This window comes from Kitasatospora sp. NEAU-CNBT7 (assembly GCF_057220535.1).
Genome location: NZ_JBXQQB010000039.1, coordinates 1 through 19,835, shown reverse-complemented (window position 1 = coordinate 19,835; position 19,835 = coordinate 1). Strand labels below are relative to the sequence as shown.

The 19,835-nt window shown below is 72.3% G+C and carries 18 protein-coding genes; 2 read left to right on the top strand and 16 right to left on the bottom strand.

Annotated features, from left to right (window positions below):
• Nucleotides 1-99: 99 nt before the first annotated feature.
• From AC2TEW_RS33405 to uvrA, 15 genes are all read right to left on the bottom strand, one after another.
• Nucleotides 100-1,101 (bottom strand): ABC transporter permease, encoded by a 1,002-nt coding sequence (locus tag AC2TEW_RS33405; protein ID WP_484627021.1) that lies wholly within the window; start codon nucleotides 1,099-1,101, stop codon nucleotides 100-102.
• On the bottom strand, nucleotides 1,098-2,030 hold the full coding sequence (locus tag AC2TEW_RS33400; RefSeq protein WP_484627020.1) for an ABC transporter ATP-binding protein: 933 nt from the start codon (nucleotides 2,028-2,030) through the stop codon (nucleotides 1,098-1,100). The genes AC2TEW_RS33405 and AC2TEW_RS33400 overlap by 4 nt, the downstream gene beginning before the upstream one ends.
• Nucleotides 2,027-2,461: a GntR family transcriptional regulator gene (locus AC2TEW_RS33395; protein WP_484627019.1), complete on the bottom strand. Its 435-nt coding sequence runs from the start codon at nucleotides 2,459-2,461 to the stop codon at nucleotides 2,027-2,029. Before AC2TEW_RS33395 ends, AC2TEW_RS33400 begins: the two co-directional genes overlap by 4 nt.
• 151 nt (nucleotides 2,462-2,612) lie before the next feature.
• On the bottom strand, nucleotides 2,613-2,948 hold the full coding sequence (locus tag AC2TEW_RS33390) for an RNA polymerase-binding protein RbpA (RefSeq protein ID WP_082526474.1): 336 nt from the start codon (nucleotides 2,946-2,948) through the stop codon (nucleotides 2,613-2,615).
• Nucleotides 2,949-3,172: 224 nt separating this feature from the next.
• Nucleotides 3,173-3,409 carry a preprotein translocase subunit SecG gene (gene secG / locus AC2TEW_RS33385; RefSeq protein ID WP_033820151.1) on the bottom strand — a complete coding sequence of 79 codons (237 nt, stop codon included), beginning with the start codon at nucleotides 3,407-3,409 and terminating at the stop codon, nucleotides 3,173-3,175.
• 88 nt (nucleotides 3,410-3,497) lie between these two features.
• Nucleotides 3,498-4,283, bottom strand: a complete 786-nt coding sequence (tpiA, locus tag AC2TEW_RS33380; RefSeq protein WP_484627018.1) for a triose-phosphate isomerase — start codon at nucleotides 4,281-4,283, stop codon at nucleotides 3,498-3,500.
• A gap of 4 nt (nucleotides 4,284-4,287) precedes the next feature.
• On the bottom strand, nucleotides 4,288-5,493 hold the full coding sequence (locus AC2TEW_RS33375) for a phosphoglycerate kinase (protein WP_484627017.1): 1,206 nt from the start codon (nucleotides 5,491-5,493) through the stop codon (nucleotides 4,288-4,290).
• Nucleotides 5,494-5,687: 194 nt separating this feature from the next.
• Nucleotides 5,688-6,692, bottom strand: a complete 1,005-nt coding sequence (gene gap, locus AC2TEW_RS33370; protein WP_484627016.1) for a type I glyceraldehyde-3-phosphate dehydrogenase — start codon at nucleotides 6,690-6,692, stop codon at nucleotides 5,688-5,690.
• 203 nt (nucleotides 6,693-6,895) lie between these two features.
• Entirely contained in the window at nucleotides 6,896-7,876 is a 981-nt protein-coding gene (gene whiA / locus AC2TEW_RS33365; protein WP_033820147.1) for a DNA-binding protein WhiA, read from the bottom strand.
• Complete coding sequence (locus AC2TEW_RS33360; protein WP_051812263.1) at nucleotides 7,867-8,970, bottom strand: gluconeogenesis factor YvcK family protein; 1,104 nt, start codon at nucleotides 8,968-8,970, stop codon at nucleotides 7,867-7,869. The genes whiA and AC2TEW_RS33360 overlap by 10 nt, the downstream gene beginning before the upstream one ends.
• Before the next feature lie 45 nt (nucleotides 8,971-9,015).
• Nucleotides 9,016-9,846: an RNase adapter RapZ gene (rapZ, locus tag AC2TEW_RS33355; RefSeq protein ID WP_484627064.1), complete on the bottom strand. Its 831-nt coding sequence runs from the start codon at nucleotides 9,844-9,846 to the stop codon at nucleotides 9,016-9,018.
• A gap of 172 nt (nucleotides 9,847-10,018) precedes the next feature.
• Nucleotides 10,019-12,160, bottom strand: a complete 2,142-nt coding sequence (gene uvrC, locus AC2TEW_RS33350; protein WP_484627015.1) for an excinuclease ABC subunit UvrC — start codon at nucleotides 12,158-12,160, stop codon at nucleotides 10,019-10,021.
• A gap of 93 nt (nucleotides 12,161-12,253) precedes the next feature.
• Entirely contained in the window at nucleotides 12,254-13,279 is a 1,026-nt protein-coding gene (locus AC2TEW_RS33345; protein ID WP_484627014.1) for an ArsR/SmtB family transcription factor, read from the bottom strand.
• Between the two features lie 303 nt (nucleotides 13,280-13,582).
• The gene (locus AC2TEW_RS33340; protein WP_484627013.1) at nucleotides 13,583-14,029 is read right to left on the bottom strand and encodes a Rieske (2Fe-2S) protein; all 447 of its coding nucleotides are present in this window, start codon (nucleotides 14,027-14,029) and stop codon (nucleotides 13,583-13,585) included.
• 191 nt (nucleotides 14,030-14,220) lie between these two features.
• A complete protein-coding gene (gene uvrA, locus AC2TEW_RS33335) occupies nucleotides 14,221-17,193 on the bottom strand; it encodes an excinuclease ABC subunit UvrA (protein ID WP_484627012.1) in 2,973 nt (990 codons plus the stop codon).
• 417 nt (nucleotides 17,194-17,610) lie between these two features.
• Here uvrA and AC2TEW_RS33330 point away from each other — a divergent pair, with 417 nt between their 5' ends.
• Both AC2TEW_RS33330 and AC2TEW_RS33325 read left to right on the top strand, forming a co-directional pair.
• Nucleotides 17,611-18,375, top strand: coding sequence for a maleylpyruvate isomerase family mycothiol-dependent enzyme (locus AC2TEW_RS33330; protein ID WP_484627011.1), 765 nt, complete (start codon nucleotides 17,611-17,613; stop codon nucleotides 18,373-18,375).
• Nucleotides 18,376-18,438: 63 nt separating this feature from the next.
• Nucleotides 18,439-19,092 (top strand): MBL fold metallo-hydrolase, encoded by a 654-nt coding sequence (locus AC2TEW_RS33325; protein ID WP_484627010.1) that lies wholly within the window; start codon nucleotides 18,439-18,441, stop codon nucleotides 19,090-19,092.
• Between the two features lie 313 nt (nucleotides 19,093-19,405).
• On the opposite strand, the gene AC2TEW_RS33320 is transcribed toward AC2TEW_RS33325, so the two are convergent.
• Entirely contained in the window at nucleotides 19,406-19,756 is a 351-nt protein-coding gene (locus AC2TEW_RS33320) for a hypothetical protein (RefSeq protein ID WP_484627009.1), read from the bottom strand.
• Between the last annotated feature and the right edge of the window lie 79 nt (nucleotides 19,757-19,835).

Below are 19,835 nucleotides of genomic sequence, written 5' to 3'. Positions count from 1 at the left end.
GAGGGTCGGGGGGGTAGGCCTATGGGGAGGACCCAAACCAAGGGGGGGGGGGGCTTTCTTCCCCTCCCCCCCGCCTCCTGCCGTGCTCCGGGTGCCGGGTCAGTCCGCCTTGCGGGTCCGCCAGGACAGGTAGCCCAGCAGGGCGGCGGCCAGCGCCAGGCAGAGCGCGGACTCCACGCCCTGCAGCGGCCAGTAGTCCGCCGCGACGTGGACGTCGCTGAACTCGCGGGCGTTGCCCGCCTTGGCCAGGCAGTCGGCGTAGTCCGCGGAGTTGGAGCACAGGTCGTACGGCAGCCGCTTGCCGCCCGAGGTCATGAACCCCTGGCCGAAGCCCCAGACGTCGTTGGGCAGTTCGGAGCGGGAGACCATCCGGACCTGACTCGGCACCAGGTACGGCCGCACCTCGGAGAGCAGGTACTGCAGCACCAGCACCACGCCGAAGGTGGCCCCCATCGCCGGGACCACCCGGCGGACCAGCGCGCCGGCCGTGGCACCGACCGCGAGGGCGAGCAGGGTGGTCGCCATCAGCACCGGCCCGCCGGAGCCGAAGAAGATCCCGGACCAGCCCACCCCGGAGACGAAGTTCGCCGAGGGCAGCCACATCCACCGGTAGAGGCCCATCAGCGCGGCGGTGCCGAGCAGCGCCGGCACCGCGACCGAGGCGACCTTGGCCCGCAGCCACTGGGAGCGGGTCACGCTCTGGCCGAGCACCAGCCGCCAGGTGCCGCTCTCGTACTCCCGGGCCAGCAGCGGGGCGCCGACGAACAGGCCGAGCCCGGCCGGCAGGGCCGTCAGCAGCAGCCCCATGGCCTGCAGGAACGGGGTGTACTTGGTCCGGAAGCCGTCGACGGCCTGCTGGATCCCCTCACCCTGGCAGGCCGGGTCCGAGGTGATCATCGCGCAGCCCGCGATGTGGTGGCTGTCGATGTAGTCCACCATGGCCGCGCGCAGGAACGGGACGACCGCGGCCGCGGCCACCACCGCGACCAGCCAGAGCAGGACCGCCAGACGCTGCTGGCGCCACATCAGCCACCAGATGCCGCGCGGCGCGAGGCGCGAGGGGCGGGCGGCGGCGCGGGTCGGTGCGAGAGTGGTGCTCATGCCGCCACCGTCCGATCGGCGGGACGGGCCTCGGCGGTGAGCAGCGCGGGCACCGCGCTGGAACGCAGGTGGGCGAGCAGGACTTCCTCCAGGGTGGGGTGGTTGACCTCCCAGCCGGCCGGCGTCCGGCCGTCCGTCCGGACCAGGGCGGTGATCTGGCGGCCGGTGCGGCTGAGCTCGACCACCCGCTCGGGGGCGGGGGCCTCGGCGCCGTCGTCGCCGACCAGCAGCAGGTGGGCGTCGCGGATCTCCTCGATGTCACCGGCCAGCAGGACGCCGCCCTCGGAGAGCAGCACCAGGTAGTCGCAGGAGTCCTCCAGCTCGGCGATCACGTGCGAGGACATCAGCACGGTGATGCCGCGATCGGCGGCCTCCGCCATCAGCAGGCCCATCAGCTGGTGCCTGGCGAGCGGGTCCAGGTCGGACATCGGCTCGTCGAGGATCAGCAGCTCGGGCAGGGCGCCGAGGGCGAGCGCCATCGAGACCCGGGTGCGCTGGCCGCCGGAGAGGGTGCCGATCCGGGCGGTCAGCGGCACCTTGCCCTGGGCCACCACCCATTCCGCCTTGGCCTGGTCCCAGCTGCGGTTCAGCTCCCGGCCCAGGCGCAGCGTCTCGGCCACGGTGAAGCCGGGGTACAGCGGCTTGTCCTGGGCGACGAAGCCGATCCGGCCGCGGACGGCGGGGTCGCCGAGCGGGTGGCCGAACACCTCGGCGCGGCCCTCGGTGGGGGCGAGCAGCTGGGCGATCAGCGACATCAGCGTGGTCTTGCCGGCACCGTTCGGTCCGACCAGGGCGCAGATCCGCCCGGCCGGGATCCGGAAGGAGCAGTTCTTCAGCGCCCAGCCGCGGTGGTAGCGGCGGCCGAGGCCGCTGACCTCCACCGCCGTCGGTCCGCCGTCGGCGGACCCGTCGGGGTACAGAGCGTTCATGGGTTCCCCTCCTGTGCTTGGGCCCCACCCTGCGGGCGGGCCTGGTACTCCTCGTCGACCACGGACGCGACCAGCGCCTCGACGTCGTCCCGTGCCAGCCCGGCGGCCCGGGCCCGGGAGGCCCAGCCGGCCAGCTCGGCGCGCAGCGGCGAGTCGGCGGCGGCCTCCTGGTGGGCCAGCGACCGCAGGACGAAGGTGCCGAGGCCGGGCCTGGGTGCGACCAGGCCGCGCCGTTCCAGCTCCCGGTACGCCTTGAGCACCGTGTTGGGGTTGACCGCGGTGGCGGCCACCACCTCCTTGGCGGTCGGCAGGCGGTCGCCGGGCCGGAGCAGGCCGAGCCGCAGGGCGTGCTCGGTCTGCTGGACGATCTGGAGGTAGGTGGCCACGCCGCTGCGACGGTCGATCCGGTAGTCGAGCACTTCCACCACCATTCCACTAAGTAGTTAGTGGAATGGTGGTGGAAGAGGGGCCCCGCCGTCAAACCGACACGGCGGGGCCCGGGAGACACCGATCAGGGCGCGGGAACGCGAAGAGGGGCCGGACCCACCGGGTCCGGCCCCTCTTCGCGAAGGTGACGTGTGTTCAGATCTCGCCACGGAGCTTGGCCAGCGCCTCGGCGAGGATCGCCTCGCCGTCGGCGTCGGTGCGACGCTCACGGACGTAGGCGAGGTGGGTCTTGTACGGCTCGTTGCGGGCCGGGGCCGGCGGGTTGTCCTCGTCCTGGCCGGCCGGGAAGCCGCAGCGCGGGCAGTCCCAGGTGTCCGGGATGGCCGCCTCCGCGGCGAAGCTGGGCCGCGTCTCGTGCCGGTTGGCGCACCAGAAGGAGATCCGGTTGCGCGGGGCGGACTCGCCGCGCTCCGCCTCGCCCATCGGGCCGGCGCCGACTCTGCTGCCTCGGATGGCGTTGCCACTTGCCACGGTCTGACTCCCTGCGTGCTGATGCGATGCGACCTCGACCGATGCCCTGGATCCGGCCCGGACTGCGGCCGGGACCCACTGCCGCCCGGCCGCGGCCTGCGGACGGTGGCGAAGTCGTCCTAGTGTAAGCGGGAGTTAAGGATCTGCCACCACCGCCTCCACCGCCGGGCCCTACCAGGATAGGCGGCGCGGCGACACCTCGTCAGATCCGCGGGGAAGCCGGTTCAGTTCTTGTACTTGAGCACCAGGCCGAGCACCACGATGCACACGAACCAGGCCGCGCCCACCAGGATGGTGATCCGGTCCAGGTTGCGCTCGGCCACGGCGGATCCGCCGCCGGTCGACATCGCGCCACCGCCGAACATGTCGGACAGGCCGCCGCCCTTCCCCTTGTGCAGCAGCACCAGGAGGATCATCAGCAGACTCAGGATGATCAGGGCAATCGAGAACCCGAGAACCACGACGGGACCAACTCTCTCGTATCTTCGGCGAAGGGGCCGGGCCGCGTGGAAGCGGTCCGGCCCCAAAGCCTACGTTGCTGCGGCGGCGTTAGCCTACTGCCTGGTCACGGTACCGCACGATCTTGACGAACTCGTCGGCGTCCAGCGAGGCACCGCCGATCAGGGCGCCGTCCACGTCGGGCTTGGCCATCAGGCCGGCCGCGCTGGAGGACTTCACCGAACCGCCGTACAGCACCCGGACCTTGTCCGCCAGCTCGGCGGAGTACAGCTCGGCGAGCCGGGCCCGGATCGCCGCGCAGACCTCCTGCGCGTCCTCCGGGGTCGCCACCTCGCCGGTGCCGATCGCCCACACCGGCTCGTACGCGACCACGACGGACCCGGCGTCCGAGGCCGGGACCCCGTCCAGTGCGCCGTCCAGCTGGGCCAGGGTGTACTCGACGTGGGTGCCCGCCTTGCGGATCTCCAGCGGCTCGCCCACGCACAGGATCGGCGTGATGCCGTTGCGGTAGGCGGCCTTCACCTTGGCGTTGACGATCTCCTCGTTCTCGCCGTGGTACTGGCGGCGCTCCGAGTGGCCGATCGCCGCGAAGGTGCACTTCAGCTTCGCCAGCATCGGGCCGGAGATCTCACCGGTGTAGGCACCGGAGTCGTGCGCGGAGATGTCCTGCGCACCGTACTTGACCTTCAGCTTGTCGCCGTCGACCAGGGTCTGCACCGAACGCAGGTCGGTGAACGGGACCAGGACCGCGACCTCGACGGCCTCGTAGTCCTTGTCGGCCAGCGCGAACGCCAGCTTCTGGGTGTGCTGGATGGCCTCGAGGTGGTTGAGGTTCATCTTCCAGTTGCCCGCCATCAGCGGGAGACGCGTGCTCATGCGATCAGCCTTCCAGGGCGGCGAGACCGGGGAGGGTCTTGCCCTCCAGGTACTCGAGGCTTGCGCCACCGCCGGTCGAGATGTGCCCGAACTTCGTCTCGTCGAAGCCCAGGATGCGGACGGCGGCGGCGGAGTCGCCACCGCCGACGACGGTGAACGCCTCGCTGTCCAGCAGCGCCTGCGCGACCGCCTTGGTGCCCTCGGCAAAGGCCGGGTGCTCGAAGACGCCGACCGGGCCGTTCCAGAACACGGTCCTGGCGTCGGCCAGCTTGGCGGCGAACAGCTCCCGGGTCCGCGGGCCGATGTCCAGGCCCTCCTTGTCCGCGGGGATCCGGTCCGCGTCGACCACCTCGAAGTCCTCGACCGGGGCGAAGGTCTTCAGGTCGGGGAAGCTCGCGGAGACCGAGACGTCGACCGGCAGCACGAACTCGACGCCGTTGGCCTTCGCCCGCTCCAGGTACTCCAGGACGGTCGGGATCTGGTCCTTCTGCAGCAGCGAGATGCCGACCTCGTGGCCGAGGGCCGCGAGGAAGGTGTACGCCATGCCGCCGCCGATCAGGATCCGGTCGGCCTTGCCCAGCAGGTTGTCGATCACACCGACCTTGTCGGAGACCTTGGATCCGCCGAGCACCACCACGTACGGGCGCTCCACCTCCTCGGTGAGGCGCTTGAGCACGCCCACCTCGGTCGCGATCAGGTCGCCCACGGCGTGCGGCAGGCGGGCCGGCAGGTCGTACACCGAGGCGTGCTTGCGGTGCACCGCACCGAAGCCGTCGCCCACGTACGCGTCGGCCAGCGCCGCCAGCTGGTCGGCGAAGGCGCCGCGCTCGGCGTCGTCCTTGCTGGTCTCGCCCGCGTTGAAGCGCAGGTTCTCGAGCAGCGTGACCTCGCCGTCGGCCAGGGCGGCGACGGTGGCCTTCGCGCTCTCGCCCACGGTGTCGGTCGCGAAGGACACGGGGGTACCGAGGATCTCGCCGAGGCGGACGGCCACCGGCGCGAGGGAGAACTGCGGCTCGGGCTCGCCCTTGGGACGGCCCAGGTGGGAGGCGACCACGACCTTCGCGCCGGCCTGCAGCAGCTTGGCGATGGTCGGGGCGACGGCGCGGATCCGGCCGTCGTCGGTGATCGTGCCGTTGGACAGCGGCACGTTCAGGTCGGCGCGGACGAACACCCGCCGGCCGGCGACCTCAAGGTCTTCGATGGTCTTCACGGTCTTCGGTCTCCCGGGGAGAAGGTGGTGCATGAGGCAGCGGCACGGCGACGGGCCGCCGGAGCAGCGGTGAGGGAGCTCGGCGATACGGGCCGCCCGGGCGCGAACAGTACCCGGGCGGCGGTGCAGAGGCAGGGCCCGGGGGCGAGTTCGCCGACCGGGCCCTGCCTCTCACATCACGCGGCTGCCGCGGGTCAGAGCTGGCCGCCGACGAGGGTGGTCAGGTTGACGAGGCGGTTGGAGTAGCCCCACTCGTTGTCGTACCAGCCGAAGACCTTGACCTGGTTGCCCTGGACCATGGTCATCAGGGAGTCGAAGATCGTGGAGAACGGCGAGTTCACGATGTCGGAGGAGACGATCGGGTCCTCGGTGTACTGCAGGATGCCCTTGAGGGAGCCCTCGGACGCCTTCTGGAAGGCCGCGTTGACCTCCTCGACGGTGACCTCGCGCTCCAGCGTGACGACCAGGTCGGTGATCGAGCCGGTCGGGACCGGGACGCGCAGCGAGGTGCCGTCCAGCTTGCCCTTCAGCTCCGGCAGGACCAGCGCGGTGGCCTTGGCGGCACCGGTGGAGGTCGGGATGATGTTCAGCGACGCGGCACGGGCGCGACGCAGGTCCTTGTGCGGGAAGTCCAGCGTGACCTGGTCGTTGGTGAAGGCGTGCACGGTGGTCATCAGACCCTTGACGATGCCGAAGTTCTCGTTCAGCACCTTCGCCAGCGGCGCCACGCAGTTGGTGGTGCAGGAGGCGTTGGAGATGACGGTGTGCTTCGCGGCGTCGTACTTCTCGTCGTTGACGCCCATCACGATGGTGACGTCCTCGTCGGTGGCGGGCGCCGAGATGATGACCTTCTTCGCACCGGCGGTGACGTGCTTCTTGGCCTGGTCGGCCTTGGTGAAGATGCCGGTGGACTCGATGACGATGTCGACCCCCAGCTCGCCCCAGGGGAGGTTGGCCGGGTCGCGCTCGGCGATGACCTTGAAGGTCTTGCCGTCCACGGTGATGCTGTCCGCGGTGTGCGAGACCTCGGACTGCAGGGTGCCCAGGATGGAGTCGTACTTCAGCAGGTGCGCCAGGGTCTTGGTGTCGGTCAGGTCGTTGACACCGACGATCTCGATGTCCGCGCCCTGAGCCTTGACCGCACGGAAGAAGTTGCGGCCGATGCGGCCGAATCCGTTGATGCCTACCCGGATCGTCACGAACCGATCTCCTCTAAGGTACGCCGGACACTGCCGGCGAAGTGGAAATGGGAAGTCCCCGACCAGGAACGACCCTACCCTCCCGGCGCTGCCCTGGGCACATCGCCTCTCCGGCGTGAGACGGCACCAAGGGGCGCCCGGGCAGCACGGAGGGCACCGGGGTCCTCCGGTGCCCTCGCGGCGCGTGTGCTATGAAGAGCGGTTCAGCTGAGGGCCATCTCCTCGGTCAGGTTGGCCTCGGTGTTGGGCAGCCCCAGCTCGGCCGCGCGCTTGTCGGCCATCGCCAGCAGCCGGCGGATCCGGCCGGCCACCGCGTCCTTGGTGAGCGGCGGCTCGGCGAGCGCGCCCAGCTCCTCCAGCGAGGCCTGCTTGTGCTGCATCCGCAGCTGCCCCGCCGCGGCCAGGTGCTCGGGCACCTCCTCGCCGAGGATCTCCAGCGCCCGCTGCACCCGGGCGCCGGCCGCGACCGCCGCGCGGGCCGAGCGGCGCAGGTTGGCGTCGTCGAAGTTGGCCAGCCGGTTGGCGGTGGCCCGGACCTCGCGCCGCATCCGGCGCTCCTCCCAGGCCAGCACCGACTCGTGCGCGCCGAGCCTGGTGAGCAGGGCGCCGATCGCGTCGCCGTCCCGGATCACCACCCGGTCCACCCCGCGGACCTCGCGGGCCTTGGCCGGGATGCCGAGCCGGCGGGCCGCGCCGACCAGGGCCAGCGCCGCCTCCGAACCGGGGCAGGTGATCTCCAGGGAGGAGGACCTGCCGGGCTCGGTGAGCGAGCCGTGCGCCAGGAACGCCCCGCGCCAGGCGGCCTCCGCGTCGCAGGTCGCGCCCGAGACCACCGCCGGGGGCAGCCCGCGGATGGGCCTCCCCCTGCCGTCCACCAGCCCGGTCTGCCGGGCCAGCAGTTCGCCGTCCTTGACCACCCGCACCACGTACCGGCTGCCGCGGCGCAGCCCGCCGGGGGCCATCACCACCAGATCCGAGGAGTGCCCGAAGATCTCCAGCAGGTCCTTGCGCAGCCGCCGCGCCGCAATGCCGGTGTCCAGCTCCGCCTCGATCACGATGCGGCCGCTCACAATGTGCAAGCCGCCCGCGAACCGCAGGATCGCCGAGACCTCCGCCTTGCGGCAGCAGGCCCGGGTGACGGGGAGCCGGCTGATTTCATCCTTGACCGCTGCCGTCATCGCCATGGGCCGATCCTTCCATGTGTCCGGAAAATCCGGTCGTACGCAGCCGCCAAGAGCTCCGGGTCGTGTCGCGGTGACCCGTCCGCCCGGGCCACCCGGTCGAGCACCAGTGCGGCGCCCATCCGTTCGGCGGCCTTCTCCAGCCCGGCCAGGTCGGCCAGGCCGAACGCCCCTCCGGTGACCGCGCGCTCGTCCACCAGGATGGCGTCCACCGCGAGGTCGGGGGCGTGGTCGGCTATCACGTCGAGGTGGCGCTGCGGCGTGAAGCCCTCGGTCTCGCCCGGCTGGGGGGCGAGGTTGAGGGTGAGCAGCCGACGGGCCCGGGTGCCGATCAGCGCCTTGGCGAGCTCGGGCACCAGCAGGTGCGGCAGCACGCTGGTGAACCAGGAGCCGGGGCCGAGCACCACCCAGTCCGCCTCCAGCACCGCCGAGACGGCCTCCGGCACGGCCGGCGGCTCGTCCGGGAGCAGGCGCACCGAGAGCACCGTCCCCGGGGTGACCGCGACACTGGCCTGGCCGCGGACGGCCGAGACCTCGGCCGGGCGGGCCGGGTCGTGGCCGCGCACCTGGGCCTCGATGTCCAGCGGGACCGCCGACATCGGCAGCACCCGGCCCTGGACGTTCAGCAGCCGGCCGACCCAGTTCAGCGCCTCGACCGGGTCGCCGAGCTTCTCCCACAGCGCGACGATCAGCAGGTTGCCGACCGCGTGGCCGCCGAGGCCGCCGTTGCCGGTGAACCGCTGCTGGATCACCTCGGACCAGGTCCGGCCCCAGTCGTCGTCGCCGCACAGCGCGGCCAGCGCCTTGCGCAGGTCGCCCGGGGGCAGCACGCCCAGCTCGCTGCGGAGCCGGCCGCTGGAGCCGCCGTCGTCGGCGACGGTGACCACGGCGGTCAGCTCGTTGGTCAGCCGGCGCAGCGCGGACAGCGAGGCCGACAGGCCCTGGCCGCCGCCGAGGGCGGTGATCCTGGGCGCGCCCGGGCGGGGCTTCTGCCCGGCCTGGGCGGGCCCGGTCGCCTGGGCCCGCTCGGAAGGCCTGTGCTGGAGCTGCCGCGCTGGCGAGTATCCCGTCACACCGACCCCATGTTCCTGTCTCATGCTCCTGTGAGCGACGGACGGGGCGCTGCTGTCACTCCCGGCCGGTCACTCCCTGCCCATGTCGCGGTGGACGAGCACCGTCTCCACACCGTCCGCGATCAGACGCTTGGTCAGCCGCTCCGACATGGCGACACTGCGGTGCTTGCCACCGGTGCAGCCTACGGCAAGAGTCATGTAGCGCTTCCCCTCGCGGCGATAGCCCTCCGTGATGACCCGCAGCAGATCGGTGTAGCCGTCCAGGAACTCCTGCGCGCCGGGCTGCTTGAACACGTACTCGGCGACGTCCGGGTCGGTGCCGGTGCGGGCCCGCAGCTCGGGGACCCAGTGCGGGTTCGGCAGGAACCGGCAGTCCACCACCAGGTCGGCGTCGACCGGCAGGCCGTACTTGAAGCCGAAGGACATCACGGTGGCCCGCAGCTCGGGCTCGTCGTGGTCGGCGAACTGGGCGTCCAGCTTGGCGCGCAGCTGGTGCACGTTGAGGTTGGAGGTGTCGATCACCAGGTCGGCCTCGCCGCGCAGCTCGCGCAGCAGGTCGCGCTCGCGCTCGATGCCGTCGACGATCCGGCCGTCGCCCTGCAGCGGGTGCGGACGGCGGACCGACTCGAAGCGGCGGACCAGCGCCTCGTCGGAGGACTCCAGGAACACCACCCGCAGCCGCACCCCGCGCTTCTCCAGCTCCTCCAGGGAGGTCAGCAGGTCGTCGAAGAAGGTCCGGCCCCGGACGTCGACCACCGCGCCGATCCTGGGCACCGCGCCCTGGGAGCGCGCGCCGAGGTCGACCATGGTCGGGATCAGGGCCGGCGGCAGGTTGTCCACCACGAACCAGCCCAGGTCCTCCAGGCACTTCGCGGCGGTGCTACGGCCGGCTCCGGACATGCCGGAGATGATCACCAGCTCCGGTCCGGTCTCGCCCGTACTCGACACAGTCACTTCGGATCCCCGCTCTCGATGGTTCTGCTGTGGAGAACGCGCCCGAGGCCGTCCGGCTTCCCGGGCTCACCCCGTCGGGGCAGGTCCCGGACACGGTGTTGACGGGCGACGTCGGCCGTCATGGCGTCTCCTGGGGTGCGCCGGCCGGTCCCCGGCCGGCGCGGTCAGGCTCAACACTGTCGTCAATGATCTCGCCCGTGGCGGTGTTCACCGCGAATGTGGCGGGTGTACGGGAGGCCAACGCTGCCGCAACAGTCTCCGCCGTGCGACGGCCGATGCCCGGGACCTCGCACAGTTCGTCCACGGTGGCCGCGCGCAGCCGCTTCAGCGAACCGAAGTGCTTGAGCAGGGCCTGGCGGCGAGTCTCGCCGAGCCCCGGGACGGAGTCCAGCTCCCCCGCCGTGAGCCGCTTGGAGCGCTTGGTGCGCTGGTAGCGGATGGCGAAGCGGTGCGCCTCGTCACGGACCCGCTGCAGCAGGTAGAGGCCCTCGCTGCTGCGCGGCAGCACCACCGGGTCCTCCTCGCCGGGCAGCCAGACCTCCTCCAGCCGCTTGGCCAGGCCGCACAGCGCGACGTCGTCGATGCCCAGCTCGTCCAGCGCCCGCTGCGCGGCGGCGACCTGCGGCCGGCCGCCGTCGACCACCAGCAGCTGCGGCGGGTAGGCGAACCGGCGCGGGCGGCCGTTCTCCCCGAGCGGGCCGGCGGTGTCGGTGTCGATCGGGGAGTCGGTGTCGGCGAGGGTGCCCGTGTCGATCGGGGTGCCCGTTTCGGCGAGGGTGCCCGTGTCGGCGGGGATGTCGGTGACGGTCCCGAGCGGGCTCTCGTCCTCGTCCTGCTCGGGGACCGCCCACTCGCCGGTCTGCTCGCGCTCCTGGAGGTAGCGGCGGAACCGGCGGGTGATCACCTCGTGCATCGAGCGGACGTCGTCCTGGCCGGCGAAGCCCTTGATCTGGAAGCGCCGGTACTCGCTCTTGCGGGCCAGGCCGTCCTCGAAGACCACCATCGAGGCCACCACGTCCTCGCCCTGCAGGTGCGAGATGTCGAAGCACTCGATCCGCAGCGGCACGGAGTCCAGCTCCAGCGCGTCGGCGATCTCCTGCAGCGCCCGGCTGCGGGTGGTGAGGTCGCCCGCGCGCTTGGTCTTGTGCAGCGCGAGCGCCTGCTGGGCGTTGCGGCCGACGGTGGCCATCAGGTCCTTCTTGTCACCGCGCTGCGGGACCCGCAGGTCCACCTGCCCGCCGCGCAGACCGCACAGCCACTCGCGGACCGGACCGGCCGGCTCCGGCAGCTCCGGCACCAGCACCTCGCGCGGCACCGGCTCGGTACCGGCGCCGTACAGCTGCTGGAGGGCGTGCTCGACCAGGGCCGCGGTGTCCACGTCCTCGACCTTGTCGGTGACCCAGCCGCGCTGGCCGCGGACCCGGCCGCCGCGGACGTGGAAGATCTGGACGGCAGCCTCCAGCTCGTCCTCGGCCAGCGCCAGCAGGTCGGCGTCGGTGCCGTCGGCGAGGACCACCGCGTTCTTCTCCATCGCGCGCCGCAGCGCCCCGATGTCGTCGCGCAGCCGGGCCGCCCGCTCGTACTCCATCTCCTCGGCCGCCTGCTGCATCTGCTGCTCCAGGCGGCGCAGGAAACCACCGGTGCGCCCGGCCATGAACTCGCAGAACTCCTCGGCCAGCGCCAGGTGTTCGTCGGCCGAGACCTTGCCGACGCAGGGCGCCGCGCACTTGCCGATGTAGCCCAGCAGGCAGGGGCGGCCGACCTGCTGGGCGCGCTTGAAGACGCCGTTGGAGCAGGTGCGGACGGGGAAGACCCGCAGCAGCAGGTCGACCGTCTCGCGGATCGCCCAGGCATGGCCGTACGGGCCGAAGTAGCGCACGCCCTTCTTGTGCGCCCCGCGCATCACCTGGACCCGGGGGAACTCCTCGTTCAGCGTCACCGCGAGCTCCGGATAGCTCTTGTCGTCGCGGTACTTGACGTTGAAGCGCGGGTCGAACTCCTTGATCCAGGAGTACTCCAGCTGGAGCGCCTCCACCTCGGTGCCGACCACCGTCCACTCCACCGAGGCCGCGGTGGTGACCATGGTCGCGGTGCGCGGATGGAGGTTCGCGATGTCCTGGAAGTAGGAGGACAGCCGCGGCCGCAGGCTCTTCGCCTTGCCCACGTAGATGACCCGCCCGTGCGCGTCGCGGAACTTGTACACCCCCGGTGAGACCGGGATCGCGCCGGGTGCCGGACGGTAGGTGGACGGGTCAGCCATGGCAATCACCCTACCGATTGGCGAGGACACTCCGTGGCCTGATCCACTTCTCGCCGCCGGGGCCCGCCGGTCGACCGGTTCCCCCCTCCCGGATCAGTGCGCCGCACCGCCGCGGTGCAGCAGTTCCGCGCCCAGCGGGGTCAGGGTGTGCAGCACCGCGCCGCCGCGGCGGCGGGTGGTGATCAGGTTGGCGTTGCGCAGCACCGCGGTGTGCTGCGAGGCGGAGGCGGGCGAGACCGCGAGACGGCGGGCCAGCTCGGTGGTGGAGCAGCCCTGGGCGACGGCCCCGAGCGCCGCCGCCCTGGTCCGGCCCAGCAGCGCGGCCAACGGCGGCTCCCCGCCCCGGCCCGGCTCCTCCCACAGCCCGGCCCCGACCAACGGGTCACGGACGGTCGGCACCAGCAGGGTGGCCGGGACGGTCTCGTCGGCCGGGTCGAACAGCAGCTCCGGGCCGCCCGGCAGGAACACCATCGGGGTGATCACCAGCCCGCGGCCCGCCGGACGGTGGTCGAGCTCCCGCGGGAAGCGGACCTCCAGCACCGGGGCCCGCCACCGCACCACACCCGGGCACAGGGTCTCCAGCAGCCGCTCGATCCCGTGGTCGACCAGGGTGCGGGCCCAGTCGGCCCGGACCCCGTCCAGGTGGGCGCGCATCCGGTCCCAGTACGGACCGATCCGGTCCAGGTAGGCGGCGTGCAGGGAGTCGGCGAGCAGCCGGCGCGCGTCGAGGTCGCCGCCGGTCAGACCGGCCAGCCAGGTGCGGTCGGCGCGCGGCATCGCCACGTGCTCCAGTTCGCTGCGCACCAGCGCGTCCGGGGCGCCGAGCAGCGTCTGCAGTCCGACCTCGACGGAGGGATCGGTGCCGGTCAGCGCGGCGACGTCGAGCCAGGGGCCCGGGCCGGTCAGCGTCCACAGCGGCCGGCTCGCCTCGTCCGCCCGGCCGGCCAGCCGCCGGCGCCAGGGGCGGAACGGCAGGTCGTGGCCGCCTCCGTGCGCACGGTCCGCGCGGTCCGCGCGGTCGGGCTGGTAGAGGCTGTTGAAGGTCTCGGCCAGCGGACCGGCGGTGGCCGTGAACCGGGTGCGGATCAGATCGCCGGTGGTGAAGTGGATCCGTAACACTGCCGCCCTCCCCCGCCGCCCGCGGGCACCCCGCCCCGGCGCTGCGGCCATTGTGACCGGGTACCCGAACGGCCGTCCAGCGAGGGCCTTTCGGCCACCGCTGAAAGGCCTGGGCAACCTCCGCCGCAGCACCCAGACTTGGGCCTGTCGACGCCGGACGACACCGACGGTCCCGGTGCCCGCCACGGGGGTGCGGGCACCGGGACACCGCCCCGGGTGCCGGGCCGGGTCCGGCCGTCCGCGTCGGATCAGCGCGCGGCGGGGGGGAGCGTCGCGCGCCCGGCGGGAAGGGTCGGACCCGGGCTAGCCGCGGGTGACCTGGAGCTTGCCGTCCTGGACGGTGACCGGGTACGCGGGCAGCGGGGTGGGCGCCGGACCGTCCGCGACCGCGCCGTCGGCGATGGCGAACTTGGAGCCGTGGCAGGGGCAGAGGATCTGACCGCCCTTCACCTGGTCGACCACGCAGCCCGCGTGGGTGCACTTGGCGCTGAACGCCTTGAACTGGCCGGCCTCCGGCTGGGTCACCACGATCCGCTGGTCGCGGTAGACCTTGCCGCCGCCCACCGGGACGTCGGCGGCGGCGCCCAGGTCGACCGGGGCGCCGGCGGAGCCCGTCGAGCCCTGGGAGTCGCCGTCCGAGGAGGCGCAGCCGGAGACCGCGACGGTCGAACCGGCCGCCAGCACGGCGGCGGCGCAGCACAGCAGGGTGCGACGGGAGGGGGCGGCGTGGCTGTCGTTGGCCTCGGACATCGGGCGCTCCGGTCTCTGCGGGGTCGGGGTCGGCGGGCAGTCCATACCCGGACGAGGAGGGGCCCCCCCCGGTTGGGACCAGCCGGGGCGGGCCACCGGGACACCGCGTACCGCTTCGTGCCCGCCCTGCCCGGGCAGGGCCGCACCGGGCGGGGCCGGGCCGGGCTGCCGGGGCGGGACCGCCCGGGCGGCTACTTCTTGGCGGCCGCCGCCCGCTTGCGGGCCGGCTTGGCCGCAGCCGCCTTGCCGGCCGCGGACTTGGCGCCCGCCGCCTTGGCGCCGGCGGCCCGGCCGGCCGCCTTCGCCGGGGCCGCCTGGACCGGCAGGTCGCCCAGGATGTCGCGGAGGAACTTGCCGGTGTGGCTCTCCGGCACCGCGGCGACCTCCTCGGGGGTGCCCTCGCAGACCACGCTGCCGCCGCCGCTGCCGCCCTCGGGACCCATGTCGACGACCCAGTCCGCGGTCTTGATGACGTCGAGGTTGTGCTCGATGACGATGACGGTGTTGCCCTTCTCCACCAGCCCGTCGAGCACCCTGATCAGCTTGCTGATGTCCTCGAAGTGCAGACCGGTGGTCGGCTCGTCCAGCACGTAGACCGTCCGGCCGGTGGAACGCTTCTGCAGCTCGGAGGCGAGCTTGACGCGCTGCGCCTCACCGCCGGAGAGGGTCGGCGCGGACTGTCCGAGGCGGACGTAGCCGAGGCCGACGTCGTGCAGGGTGCGCAGGTGGCGGGCGATGGCCGGGACGGCCTCGAAGAAGGAGACCGCCTCCTCGATCGGCATGTCCAGCACCTCGGCGATGGACTTGCCCTTGTAGTGCACCTCCAGCGTCTCCCGGTTGTACCGGGCGCCGTGGCAGACCTCGCACGGCACGTAGACGTCCGGCAGGAAGTTCATCTCGATCTTGATGGTGCCGTCGCCCGAGCAGTTCTCGCAGCGGCCGCCCTTGACGTTGAAGGAGAACCGGCCCGGCAGGTACCCGCGGACCTTGGCCTCCTGGGTCTCCGCGAACAGCCGCCGGACGTGGTCGAAGACGCCGGTGTAGGTGGCCGGGTTGGAGCGCGGGGTGCGGCCGATCGGCGACTGGTCCACGTGCACCACCTTGTCCACCAGGTCGGTGCCGGTGATCCGGGTGTGCCGGCCGGGGACGCTGCGCGCGCCGTTCAGCTCGCGGGCGAGGTGGGTGTAGAGGATGTCGTTGACCAGGGTCGACTTGCCGGAGCCGGAGACGCCGGTGACGGCCGTGAAGGTGCCGAGCGGGAAGCCGACGGTGACGTCCTTGAGGTTGTGCTCGCGGGCGCCGTGCACGGTGAGCCGGCGCTGCTTGTCCTGCGGCCGCCGGGCGGCCGGGATCGGGATCGACCGCTTGCCCGCGAGGTACTGGCCGGTCAGCGACTCGGGGTTCTTCAGCAGCTCCTTCAGCGAACCGGAGTGCACCACCTTGCCGCCGTGCTCGCCCGCGCCGGGGCCGATGTCGACCACCCAGTCCGCGGTCTTGATGGTGTCCTCGTCGTGCTCGACCACGATCAGCGTGTTGCCGATGTCCCGCAGCCGGACCAGGGTCTCGATCAGGCGGTGGTTGTCCCGCTGGTGCAGGCCGATGGACGGCTCGTCCAGCACGTACAGCACCCCGACCAGGCCGGAGCCGATCTGGGTGGCCAGCCGGATCCGCTGGGCCTCGCCGCCGGACAGGGTGCCGGCCGCGCGGTTGAGCGAGAGGTAGTCCAGGCCGACGTCGACCAGGAACCGCAGCCGCTCGTTGACCTCCTTGAGCACCCGCTCGGCGATCTGCTTGTCGCGGGCGGTGAGCCGCATCGCGCCGAGGAACTCCGCGCAGTCGCTGATCGACATGGCGGCGACGTCGGCGATCGACTTGTCCTGCACCGTCACCGCCAGCACCACCGGCTTGAGCCGGGTGCCGGAGCAGGCCGGGCAGGGCACCTCCCGCATGTACCCCTCGAAGCGCTCACGGCTGGAGTCGCTCTCCGACTCGGAGTGGCGGCGGGTGACGAACGGGACCGCGCCCTCGAAGGACGTGGTGTACGAGCGGTCGCGCCCGTAGCGGTTGCGGTAGCGGACCTCGACCTGGGTCTTGTGCCCGTACAGCAGCGCCTTGCGGGCCCGGGCGGGCAGGCCCGCCCACGGGATGTCGGTGCGGAAGCCGAGCTCGCCGGCCAGCGCGTCCACCAGGCGCTGGAAGTACTCCTTGGTGTGGCCCTGCGACCACGGGTGGATGGCGCCCTCGTCGAGGGTCTTCTCCTCGTCGGGGATGACCAGCTCCGGGTCCACCTCCATCCGGTTGCCGAGGCCGGAGCAGTCGGGGCAGGCGCCGAACGGCGAGTTGAAGGAGAAGGAGCGGGGCTCCAGCTCCTCGAAGGAGACGTCGTCGTACGGGCAGTACAGGTGCTCGGAGAACATCCGCTCGCGCTCCGGGTCGTCCTCGGGGAGGTCGACGAAGTCGAGCACCACCATGCCGCCGGAGAGCTTGAGGGCGGTCTCGACCGAGTCGGTCAGCCGCCGCTTGGCGCTCTCCTTGACGGTGAGGCGGTCGATGACCACCTCGATGGTGTGCTTCTCCTGCTTCTTCAGCGTCGGCGGCTCGGTCAGCTGGACCGTGGTGCCGTCCACCCGGGCGCGGGCGTAGCCCTTCGACTGGAGGTCGGCGAAGAGGTCGACGAACTCGCCCTTGCGCTCCCGGACCACCGGGCTGAGCACCTGGAAGCGGGTGCCCTCGGCGAGCTCCAGCACCCGGTCGACGATGGCCTGCGGGGACTGCCGGGCGATCGGGCGCCCGCAGTGCGGACAGTGCGGCTTGCCGATCCGGGCGAACAGCAGCCGGAGGTAGTCGTAGACCTCGGTGATGGTGCCGACCGTGGAGCGCGGGTTGCGGCTGGTGGACTTCTGGTCGATCGAGACGGCCGGCGAGAGGCCCTCGATGAAGTCCACGTCGGGCTTGTCCATCTGGCCGAGGAACTGCCGGGCGTACGAGGACAGCGACTCGACGTAGCGGCGCTGCCCCTCGGCGAAGATCGTGTCGAAGGCCAGCGAGGACTTGCCGGACCCGGAGAGGCCCGTGAAGACGATGAGGGAGTCACGCGGCAGGTCGAGCGAGACGTTCTTGAGGTTGTGCTCGCGAGCACCGCGGACGATGAGGCGGTCGGCCACTGCTTCTGGCGCCTTTCTCCGGGGGAGAGGTCTCTGGTGTCCCCTCCGGGGAGACCAACGTGAGAGACGGGCTGTTTCTTCCAGGGGGCTGTCGGTTCCAGCTGGCGGTACTTCCGTCAGGCTGTACGTCCAACAGGCGGTACTTCCAACTGGCTCTGCTCACAGCTGCGACGTCCGGCTGATCTGTCCAGCTGATACATCCAGCTTGCCCCAGGAAGCCTACTAGCTCAGGCGTTCGATTATCGACCCTGTCCAGCCCGGTCCACCCGAACGAGTGAAGGCGCCGACCGGCCCCGCGGCTCCGACCTGCCCGAAGGCCCTGCTCAGCGCCGGAATCACGGGTAGCGTCACGGTTGTCAACGACGGACCGCCCCTACGGGCAACGCCCCGAACGCGCCAATCGGAGGACAGCCACCCATGACCGAGACGACCGCCGCCCGGACCGCGGCCGACCTGCTGCGCGCCGTCGAGGAGAGCACCGAGCAGCTGCTGCACGGCGTCGCCGAGCTGAAGCCCGAGGCCGTGCACGAGCCCTCCGCGCTGCCCGGCTGGACCCGCGGACACGTCCTGGCACACCTGTCCCGCAACGCGGACTCCCTGGTCAACCTGCTGGAGACGGCCCGCACCGGGGTGGACATCCCGCAGTACGCCTCCGCCGAGGCCCGCGAGCAGGGGATCCGGGACGGCGCCGCCCGGCCGCTCGACGAGCACCTCGCCGACCTGCGCGCCAGCCACCGCCGGTTCATGGAGACCGCCGCCACGCTGCCCGACGCGGCCTGGCAGGTCCAGCTGCGGCACCGGGCCGGCTACCTGTTCCCCGCCCACGAGCTGCCCTGGAAGCGGCTGGCGGAGGTCGAGTACCACCACGTCGACCTGGCCGCCGGGCACACCCCCGCGCACTGGCCGGAATTCTTCGCCACCGCCGAGTTCCTGAAGCTGTCCGACGCCTTCCGCACGGCCGAGGGCGTCCCCGCCATGCTGCTGATCGCCGACGACGCCGGGCTGCGCGAGCGGCTCGGCCCCGGCCCGGGCGAGCCCGCGCTCACCGTCGAGGGCCCGGTCCGCGCGCTCACCGGATGGCTCTCCGGCCGGGCGGACGGCGACGGCCTCCAGGTCCACCTCGGCGGCGAACAGGCCGCCGACCCGCGCGCGGTGCTGCCGCGGCTGCCCGCGATGGCCTGAACGCGGCATCATGCCAGGGGACAACGGATCCATGAACAACCATCAGGACCAAGGAGCGGCGCGATGACGTACCACGGAGCGGTCAAGGTCGGCGGCCCGCCGGACGTGCGGGAACTGGCCCACCTGATCATCACCAAGATCGCCGTCGGGCCGTTCGACAACAACGCCTACCTGCTGCGCTGCCGGGCCACCGACACCCAGCTGCTGATCGACGCGGCGGCGGACGCCCCGGCCCTGCTCGAGACGGTCGGCGACCGGCTCGACACCGTGGTCACCACCCACCGCCACCAGGACCACTGGGGCGCGCTGGCCGAGGTGGCCGCCGCCACCGGCGCCCGGACGGCCGCGGGCCGGATCGACGCCGAGGGCATCGACGTCCCCACCGAGCTGCTGCTCGAGGACGGCGAGCAGCTGCGCTTCGGACAGATCGAGCTGACCGTACGCCACCTGGTCGGGCACACGCCGGGCGCGATCGTGCTGGTCTACGACGACCCGCAGGGGCACCCGCACGTCTTCACCGGCGACTGCCTGTTCCCAGGCGGGGTCGGCAACACCTGGAAGGACCCGCAGGCCTTCGCCAGCCTGTTCCGCGACGTCAACGAGAAGATCTTCGACGTCCTCCCCGACGAGGCCTGGGTCTACCCCGGCCACGGCAACGACACCACCCTCGGCGCCGAACGCCCGCACCTCGCCGAGTGGCGCGAGCGCGGCTGGTGACCCACCCGCCCGGGATGCACTCGTCGCCGCTGCGACGGGACCAAGGGCTGAGCGAGTACGTGGCGGACGAGGGGCGGCATCCGCCGCGGATCCACGTGTCCCGGATCCTGCCGACAGCCTGAGCGGATCGCGCAGGCCCGCCGCGGGAGAGCTTCCCCTCTCCCGCGGCGGGCCCGGACAGCGACCCGGGCAGGGGCCTCCCGCTGCGGGGAGGTCCGTTCGGCCAACTCCTGCCGTCGGTCGCTTCGGTCGCTTCGGTCGCTGTTCCCGTGCCGGCCCCGTCCCGACCTCGGACGGTACCGCCGGTCCCGGGTCAGTCCGGGTCGGTCTCGGCGCGGAGGGCGAGTTCGCGCAGGACGTCCTGGGAGGAGATGTCGGTGCGGCCGCTGTCGTGGACCTCGGCGAGCTCCCAGAACGCCATCGCGAAGGCCGAGGAGAGCTGGAGGATCCGGCCGCCGAGCGCCTCGCTGAGCAGCGGCCCGATCTCGTCGGCGGTCGCCTCGGCCGGGATGGTGATGGTGGGCATGACGTCGTTCAGCAGCTGGGTCACCACCCCCGGCCCGCCGTCGAGCTCGGGGTCGGTGGGCTCCTCGGGTTCGTGAATCCACGCTCCGGCCTGCGTCAGGATGCCGATGACCCGCTTCAGTACCTCGGTCTGGTCCATGTGCCGAGCATAGGAGTGCGGGCGCCGTGCCCAGAACGGGCGGGGGTCCCGGCCGGGCCCGGCCGGACAGCGGCAGGGG